The following is a 4,093-nucleotide window of genomic DNA, read 5'->3' on the forward strand; positions in this document are numbered from 1 at the left end:
CCCGGCCATGAGGCGTTTACTTCCCTGAGGGCGAGGGGGGCCAAGGTGACGGACATTGTGGTTCTTGTTGTCGCCGCAGATGACGGGGTGAAGCCTCAGACGGTTGAGGCGATTGATCATGCAAAGGCGGCGAATGTCCCGATCATCGTGGCGATCAATAAGGTAGACAAGCCCGAAGCGAATCCCGGAAAGGTAAAGACTGAACTGGCTGAACGCGGCATCATTTCGGAGGAGTGGGGAGGGCAGGACATCTTTGTCGAGGTCTCCGCAAAAAAACGCATCGGCATCGAACATCTCCTCGAGATGATTCTTCTCCAGGCGGAAGTCATGGAACTGAAGGCCAACCCGAACCGGTTGGCGAAGGGTACGATTATCGAAGCGAGGCTCGATAAAGGAAGGGGGCCTGTGGCTACGGTCCTCGTCCAGACCGGGACGCTCAAAGGGGGCGATGCGTTTCTTGCAGGAAGCAATGTCGGAAAGGTCAGAGCCCTTATCGATGACACGGGGAAGAGGATCCCCGAAGCTCATCCCTCGACCCCCGTCGAAGTGATCGGATTCTCAGAGGTTCCGACAGCGGGAGATACTTTTTTTGCCGTTGAAGACGAGAAAAAGGCGAGACAGATCGCGATGGTGAGGTACCAAAAGCAGAGACTTGCCGAGATGGCAAAAGCGAAGAAACTGACGCTCGACGACCTCTATTCGAAGATCAAGGAGGGGGAGATCAGGGACCTCAATATCATCATCAAGGGAGATGTGCAGGGCTCTATCGAAGCGTTGAAAGATGCCTTCGAACAGATTACCCATCCCCAGGTCAAGGTGAAAGTGATCCACGCGTCTGTTGGGGCCATCAATGAGTCGGACGTGATGCTTGCCGCAGCCTCAAACGCCATCATCATAGGCTTTAATGTGAGACCGGAGGCGAAGGCTCATCAGCTGGCCGAGAGGGAAGGCGTTGACATGCGGCACTATAACATCATCTATGTGGCGATAGAGGATGTGAAGAAGGCCCTTGAAGGCCTCCTCGAACCGACCTTCAAGGAGAAGATACTCGGGAGGGCTGAGGTACGCGAGACATTCCATGTTTCGCGATTGGGAACGATAGCGGGCTGCTATGTCCTTGACGGCTCGGTTAGCCGCGCAAGCGATGGGATGCGGATTATCCGTGATAACATCGTGGTCTATGACGGCAAGATATCATCGTTGAAGAGATTCAAGGAAGATGTGCGGGAGGTCCAGTCGGGATACGAGTGCGGAATCATGATAGAAAACTATAATGATATAAAGGTCGGCGATATTCTCGAAAACTACCTCATAGAGAAGATAGCGGGTAAACTCTAAGGAGCTCCGGACCAGAACAAGCAGCCGGCGAAGAAGAAGGCGTCTTCTTTCCTTTTCTCTTAACTGATTACTACTCACTGCTCGACTGCTGTTAATGCATTCATCCTATGCTGCCATATAAAAGATCACAGAGAGTCAGCGACCTGCTCAGGGAGGAGATCGCTGATATCATCATGAGGAAGGTGAAGGATCCGCGCCTCGGCTTTGTGACGGTCACGGGCGTTGATATTACGGATGACCTTAAGATAGCGAAGGTCTTCGTCAGCATCCTCAACGAAGAAGAGAAGGAGACTACGATGACGATACTCAACGCTGCGAAGAGCTATATACGTTCTGAAGTGGCAAAGAGGGTAAGGATGAAGTTTATACCGTCACTGGAATTCAGGATAGACGAATCGATAGAACGCGGTGACCGGATTGACAGGTTGCTGAAAGAGATAAAGGAAAAGCTTTGATCCCCGGGGAACTTATCGCCCTTATCGGGAAAGAGAAAACTTTCTTTATCGCAACCCACATCAACCCTGACGGCGATGCACTCGGCTCATCCCTTGCACTCTCCCTTGCCCTTGAGTCACTGGGCAAGGAGACGGCGCTCTATGACCGTGACCATATTCCCGAGCTCTATCATTTCCTCCCGGGCCATGAGAGATTCAGCAACGTTCTGCCCCCGGGAAGGTCGCCCCTCATCATCCTCGACTGCAATGAGCCGGAGAGGGCGGGGTTGAGCGATGGTTCTCTCCCTTATTCCGTTGTAATCGATCATCATGAAACGGTCAGGGACTTCGGTGATATCAGATGGATAGACCCCGCGGCTCCTGCGACCGGAATGATGGTGTATTCCCTGATCAAATCGTTGGGAGTCCGCATAACGGCGGATATGGCGACAAACCTCTATACCGCGATAGCGGTTGATACGGGAACGTTCCGGTACAGTAATACGGACTCCGAAGTTTTGCGGGTCTCTGCTGAACTCGTCGATTCAGGGGCAGACCCGGGCGTGATATCCGTAGCGCTCTATGAGTCGTGGTCTGACGGAAGGTTCAGACTCCTGCTCAGGGTCCTCGATACCCTTGAGGTCGTCGGCGATATCGGCATCAGCTTTGTCACGCGGGCGATGTTCGCTGAGACCGGTACGACTCCGGAGGATACGGAACATTTTTCTAACTTTCCCCGGATGATGAAGCGCTTAACGATCTCTGCCTTCTTCCGTGAGGTCGATGGGGGCTGGAAGGTGAGTCTCCGTTCACGGGGGGAAGTTGATGTGGCAAGGATTGCGGAAATGTTCAGGGGTGGAGGCCACCGGAATGCCGCAGGGTATAAGGTTGCTGCAGACATGAAGACAGCGAAGGAGATGCTGATAAAGGCGGTCATGAGCAGAAGATGACACACGGCACCTCATTTTAAATCCTGGAGCTTTGCCCCGACGATCCTTCTCTTTTCCCTATGAATGCTATTATCAATCTCGACAAGCCAAGAGGCATGTCATCGCAGCAGGCGGTCACGCGGGTCAAGAGGATAATCCGTGCAAGAAAGGCCGGTCACTCAGGGACTCTCGACCCGATAGCAACCGGAATCCTGCTCGTCTGCCTTGGTGAGGCGACAAAGGTCACGAGATTCCTTGCCGATCTCGACAAGGAGTACTTAGCCTTGATGAAACTCGGCGAGAAGACCGATACCCTTGATGCAGAAGGGACCGTCATCAGGAAAACGGGAGACCTTTCGATAGAAAGAGATGACTTAGAAACCGTGCTCGAGAGATTCGTGGGAACCATCAGGCAAACCCCTCCCATGTTTTCCGCTATAAAGAGAAAGGGGAAACCTCTTTATCTGCTCGCACGGAAAGGGATCGAGGTCGACAGGCCCGAGAGAACGGTAGGTGTCCGGAGCATCGAAATAACAAGATTCGATCTTCCCTGGGCGGAGATAAGGGTTTCGTGCTCGAAAGGAACCTATATAAGGACCCTCTGCGATGACATCGGGGATGCGCTCGGTGTCGGCGCCCATGTCGCGGAACTGAAGAGAACGCGGATAGGGAAATTCAGTATCAAGGATTCGGTGACGCTCGATAGGCTTAAAGAACTGGTTCAATCTCCTGAATTTGAATTCGGCGCCGGAAATGGCATGGCGCCATGGATATCGAGCATTGATTCGTCGCTGAGTCATCTCGGAGAGATTTCATTGACGGGTAGGGAATTCTCAGTTGCAAGAAACGGCCTTCCGATCGGACTGCGGGGAAATACTGCGGGCACGGAAACCGGCTACGTAAGACTCAAAAACCCCTCGGGAAGCCTGTTTGCGATCGGGAGGGCAACGGAGAGTTCGATAAATATAGTGAGGATGCTTAGTATTAGAGACTGATATTAAAGCAGTTTTTGAAGATTTAAATTAAAGCATTTGATTTTTAACAGAAAAAAATACTTGACAAGATAAATTTTTTCTGTTATTTATTACCTATGTTTGGCTCAAAGGGATTCTTAGGATTAGACATAGGTTCCAGCTATATCAAGGCTGTTCAGCTGAAAGAGAGCAAGTCGGGCTATGAATTAGAACATTTCGACATGCTCCCGATCTCACCGGAACTCATCGTTGAAAGCTCCATCATAGATGCTATCAGACTCACGGACTCCCTAAAGGAGTTTATCCGGAAGGGGAAGATTAAGACAAAAAATGTCGTTATCTCGATAGCGGGACATTCCTCGGTAATTATAAAACGGATCTCGCTGCCGGAGATGAGCGAGGAAGAACTCACCGAGTC

The 4,093-nt window shown here is 51.6% G+C and carries 5 protein-coding genes; all 5 read left to right on the top strand.

Annotation, left to right across the window (positions count from 1 at the left end):
• Nucleotides 1-1,338 (top strand): translation initiation factor IF-2 (infB, locus tag VEI96_07545; GenBank protein ID HXX57840.1); only part of this gene is annotated, 1,338 nt, incomplete at its 5' end.
• Between the two features lie 107 nt (nucleotides 1,339-1,445).
• Nucleotides 1,446-1,793 carry a 30S ribosome-binding factor RbfA gene (rbfA, locus tag VEI96_07550; protein ID HXX57841.1) on the top strand — a complete coding sequence of 116 codons (348 nt, stop codon included), beginning with the start codon at nucleotides 1,446-1,448 and terminating at the stop codon, nucleotides 1,791-1,793.
• Nucleotides 1,790-2,722, top strand: a complete 933-nt coding sequence (locus VEI96_07555) for a bifunctional oligoribonuclease/PAP phosphatase NrnA (protein ID HXX57842.1) — start codon at nucleotides 1,790-1,792, stop codon at nucleotides 2,720-2,722. Before rbfA ends, VEI96_07555 begins: the two co-directional genes overlap by 4 nt.
• A gap of 59 nt (nucleotides 2,723-2,781) precedes the next feature.
• On the top strand, nucleotides 2,782-3,696 hold the full coding sequence (gene truB / locus VEI96_07560) for a tRNA pseudouridine(55) synthase TruB (protein HXX57843.1): 915 nt from the start codon (nucleotides 2,782-2,784) through the stop codon (nucleotides 3,694-3,696).
• Between the two features lie 95 nt (nucleotides 3,697-3,791).
• Nucleotides 3,792-4,093 (top strand): pilus assembly protein PilM (gene pilM / locus VEI96_07565; protein ID HXX57844.1); only part of this gene is annotated, 302 nt, incomplete at its 3' end.

The sequence above is a fragment of the Thermodesulfovibrionales bacterium genome (assembly GCA_035622735.1).
GTDB lineage: Bacteria > Nitrospirota > Thermodesulfovibrionia > Thermodesulfovibrionales > UBA9159 > DASPUT01.

Excerpts from the sequence above, each read along its gene's own strand:
- truB (HXX57843.1), top strand. The coding sequence starts at position 2,782 with ATGAATGCTATTATCAATCTCGACAAGCCAAGAGGCATGTCATCGCAG.
- rbfA (HXX57841.1), top strand. The coding sequence starts at position 1,446 with ATGCTGCCATATAAAAGATCACAGAGAGTCAGCGACCTGCTCAGGGAG.